Consider the following 4,144-nt stretch of genomic DNA (forward strand, 5'->3'; position numbering starts at 1 on the left):
ACGAGTTCAGCCGCCGGATCGCCTTCGAGGACGTTTCCACGGCGGGCGCCTTCATGATCTTCGGTCATGACCGGGACATCTTCGAGGTGGCGCGAAATTTCACCCACTTCTTCGCCCACGAGAGCTGCGGCTTCTGCACCCCTTGCCGGGTCGGCACGGCCATACAACGCAATATCATGGACAAGATCGCCGAGGGTCGCGGGTCGAGCTATGAGGTCAACGACCTCAAACGTCTTGTTGAGTTCATGAAGCGAACCAGCCACTGCGGTCTCGGGGAGACGGCCGGCAATGCGGTGCGCGACGCGCTCAACAAGTTCCGGCCGGCGTTCGAGAGGAGACTGCGCGCGCGCGATTTCGCGCCGGCGATCGATCTCGAGGCGGCCCTCGAACCGGCGAGACGGATCACGGAGCGCGACGACGCCGAAGCGCATCTGACAGAAGGCTGAGCGCGATGGACAACGAATTCACGATCGACGAACAGCCGGTTCCATTCGTTCCGGGCCAAACCATCCTGGAGGCGGCGAAGGCGGCGGGCGTCTACATTCCTCATCTTTGCTTCCAGCCCGATTTCAAGCGGCACGGGGGCTGCAAGCTCTGCACGGTCCTCGTCAACGGGCGGACGCAGACGGCCTGCACGCACAAGGCCGCGGTCGGACAGGAGGTCGACGTCAACACGCCCGAACTCGACGCGATGCGCCGTTCGCTCGTCCAGATGCTTTTCATCGAGGGCAATCACTTCTGCCCGGCCTGCGAGAAGAGCGGCGCATGCCAGTTGCAGGCGCTCGGCTACGAGTACGAGATGATGTCGCCGCACTTCGTCGAACTCTACCCGCACCGGGAGGTCGACGCGTCGCATCCCGACGTCCTCCTCGACTTCAACCGCTGCATTCTGTGCGAGCTCTGCGTGCGCGCAAGTCGAGACGTCGACCATAAGGAGGTGTTCGCGGTCGCCGGACGAGGACTCGACGCAAAGCTGATCATCAACTCGCCGACCGGCAAGCTCGGAGACAGCGCTTTCGCGGTTACCGATCGCGCGGCGCATGTCTGTCCGGTCGGCGCGATCATCGTCAAGCGCGTCGGGTTCGCCACGGCGATCGGCGAACGGCCCTACGACCTCGCCCAGATCAGCGCCGAGGCTGAGTCGTGCGAACTTCCGGAGGCGGCTAAATGAGCAACCCCGGTCAGGACAAGGTCAAGGTCCGGCTGGCGACGACGTCGCTGGCCGGGTGTTTCGGCTGCCACATGTCGTTCCTGGACATCGACGAGCGCTTGTTCGAACTGGCGGAGATCGCGGAGTTTGACCGCTCGCCGTTTACGGACATCAAACATTGCGGGCCATGCGACATTGCGCTGATCGAAGGGGGCGTCTGCAACGCCGACAATGTTCATGTCGTTCGTGAGTTGCGCGCCAACGCGAAGATTCTCGTCGCCGTCGGCGCCTGTGCAATCAACGGCGGGTTGCCGGCCCTGCGCAACAAGCTCGATATCGAAGACATTCTGCGGCGCGTCTATCGCAATCCCGTGACCGACGAGCCCTGCGTTCCAAACTCGCCCGAACTGCCGCTCGCGCTGGACAAAGTCTATCCGCTGAACGAGATCGTGCGCGTCGATTACAGCCTGCCCGGGTGTCCGCCGTCGGGCGACGCGATCTGGAAGTTTCTGACGGATCTGATCCTGGGGCGTATGCCGCGCCTCGAGCCCAGCCTTCTGCATTACGACTAGGGGTCCCTGCCATGTCGAACCTCGAAACCGCAGAATCGCCGCACAGGTTGCGGCGGGTCGCCATCGAGCCTGTCTCTCGCGTTGAAGGTCATGGCAAGGTCACCATCCTCCTCGACCAGGAAAACAGGGTTCATCAGGTCCGGCTTCACATCGTCGAGTTTCGCGGCTTCGAGATTTTCATCGAGGGGCGTCCGTACTGGGAAGTCCCCATCGCGGTGCAGCGGCTTTGCGGCATCTGCCCGGTCAGTCACCTGCTTGCGGCGACCAAGGCGATGGACCTCATCGCCGGTTATGGTCCGCTGACCCCGACCGCCGAGAAGCTTCGCCGGCTGCTGCATTACGGGCAGATCGTGCAATCGCACGCGCTGCATTTCTTCCATCTCGCTTCGCCGGACTTGCTGCTCGGGTTCGAGAGCGAAGTCGCCAAGCGCAACATCATGGGTGTCGCCGCCGCGTTCCCCGATCTTGCGAGGCAAGGCGTCCTGACCCGAAAGTTCGGTCAGGAGGTTATCCGCCATGTCGCGGGCAAGCGCATCCACGGCACGGGCGTCATCCCGGGCGGCGTCAACAAGGCGCTCAGCGTCGAGGATCGCGACTCGATGCGGGGCGGCATCGATCAAATCGTGGAATGGTCGAAAGCGGCCGTCGATCTCGTCGTCGAACTGCACCAGACGAGCCCTGAATTCTACAAGGTCTTCGGCGAAGCCCGCGCCAATATGATGGCGCTGGTCAACAGCCACGGCGCGCCCGACTACTACCACGGCGGCCTGCGCGCCCGCGACGCTGACGGGAAGCCGATCTTCGATCACGTCGACACCACAACCTACCAGAGCCTGCTGCAGGAGGACGTCAAGAACTGGACCTATATGAAATTCCCGCACATCAGGGCTCTCGGCGCGGAAAAGGGCTGGTATCGCGTCGGGCCGCTCGCCCGCGTGCAGTTGTGCGACTTCATGCCGACGCCGCTCGCCGAGGCCGAGCGCAAGAAATTCGTCGCGGCCGGGGGCGGGAAGCCGCTTCACGGCGCGCTCATGTATCATTGGGCGCGCATGGTCGAGATGCTGCACGCGGCCGAGCTGGCGCGCGAGCTTCTCGACGACGCCGACATCGTCGGGACGGACCTGATGGCCGACAAGGGATCGCGCCGCGAGGAGGCGGTCGGCGTCATCGAGGCGCCGCGCGGAACGCTGTTCCATCACTACCGCGTCGACGAGAACGACCTCGTCACCTATTGCAACCTGATCGTCTCGACCACCAACAACAACCAGGCGATGAACGAGGCGATCCGCGCCGTCGCATCCCGCTTCCTGTCGGGCCACGAGGTGACGGAAGGGCTCCTCAACCACATCGAAATCGCGATCCGCGCCTACGATCCGTGCCTGTCCTGCGCGACGCACGCGCTGGGCCAGATGCCGCTGGAAGTCGATCTCGTCGACGCCGACGGCGCCTTGGTCTCTCGCCTCAGGAAGGGCTGAGTGCGGCTCGTCGTTTTCGGCTGGGGGAATGACGCGCGCGGCGACGACGGGCTGGGTCCGATCCTGCTCGGCCGGGTCGCGCACGCCGGCTGGGCGGATGTGACGACCATCGAGGATTTCCAACTGCAGATCGAGCACGCGCTCGATCTCGACGGCGCGGAGATGGCGCTGTTCCTCGACGCCGGCAAGAATACGCCGGCGCCCTTCTTTTTCTCAGAGATCGAGGCGAGGCGCGACGCGAGTCCCTCGACCCACGCGCTGTCGCCAGAGGCGGTGCTCGACGTCTTCGCGCGGTCGCTCGGCCAGGCGCCTCCGCCTTCCTTTGTTCTCTGCGTGCGAGGCGAACGCTTCGAACTGGGCGAAGCCCTGTCCGGGCCTGCACGCGACCGGCTCGAGGCGGCCTGGGACTTTGTGACGCGCCTCATGCCTGAGCGGTCGCCCGAAATGTGGCGTCGGGCGGCCCGGAATGTCTCCGCAGCGTTCGGCCGCGGAAACTCCGTTAGCCGCACGTAGCGGTTGGAATCCCGCTTGGCGCGGTGGTTGAAGGCCGTGAATCGACACCCGAGCGGAAGTTCGTCACGACCCATTCAACGTACCGAGTCGACGTTTAACCGGAGCTTCTTTCTTTTGAGAGGCCCAAGCTTCTGATTTTGCGTGTCTTTGGGGCTGACGGGGGGTTAAAATGTAGCCATGGAAATCGGATATTTTCGTTGATTGAGTGGGTCGTCTGCGCTATCCTCCGTCCATGTACATCGAGACCGTCCCCAACCGCGGCTCCCCGCCCGCCATCCTGCTGCGCGAGAGTTATCGGGACGGCAAAAGCATCCGGAAGCGCACGCTGCTCAACCTCTCCCATTGGCCGGCCGAGCACGTCGAGGGGTTGCGCGGCGTGCTCAAGGGCGGGGTGGTGCTCCCGCCGGGCGAGCAGCCGTTCGTCATCGAGCGCT

At 64.1% G+C, this 4,144-nt stretch carries 5 protein-coding genes and 1 pseudogene; all 6 read left to right on the forward strand.

The genetic code is table 11. The features are described 5' to 3' along the window. Window positions 1–446: NADH-ubiquinone oxidoreductase-F iron-sulfur binding region domain-containing protein (locus ACLP25_RS11820; protein ID WP_442469393.1), on the forward strand; the 446-nt coding region annotated here is incomplete at its 5' end. Between the two features lie 5 nt (window positions 447–451). Then, window positions 452–1,171, forward strand: coding sequence for a 2Fe-2S iron-sulfur cluster-binding protein (locus ACLP25_RS11825; RefSeq protein WP_442469394.1), 720 nt, complete (start codon window positions 452–454; stop codon window positions 1,169–1,171). Then, entirely contained in the window at window positions 1,168–1,722 is a 555-nt protein-coding gene (locus tag ACLP25_RS11830) for an NADP oxidoreductase (RefSeq protein ID WP_442469395.1), read from the forward strand. The genes ACLP25_RS11825 and ACLP25_RS11830 overlap by 4 nt, the downstream gene beginning before the upstream one ends. 11 nt (window positions 1,723–1,733) lie before the next feature. After that, complete coding sequence (locus ACLP25_RS11835; RefSeq protein ID WP_442469396.1) at window positions 1,734–3,197, forward strand: Ni/Fe hydrogenase subunit alpha; 1,464 nt, start codon at window positions 1,734–1,736, stop codon at window positions 3,195–3,197. Beyond that, window positions 3,198–3,710, forward strand: coding sequence for a hydrogenase maturation protease (locus tag ACLP25_RS11840; RefSeq protein ID WP_442469397.1), 513 nt, complete (start codon window positions 3,198–3,200; stop codon window positions 3,708–3,710). A gap of 232 nt (window positions 3,711–3,942) precedes the next feature. After that, window positions 3,943–4,144 (forward strand): annotated as a pseudogene (locus tag ACLP25_RS11845) (IS1634 family transposase); the annotation flags it as partial.

The sequence above is a fragment of the Roseiarcus sp. genome (assembly GCF_052145395.1).
GTDB lineage: Bacteria > Pseudomonadota > Alphaproteobacteria > Rhizobiales > Beijerinckiaceae > Roseiarcus.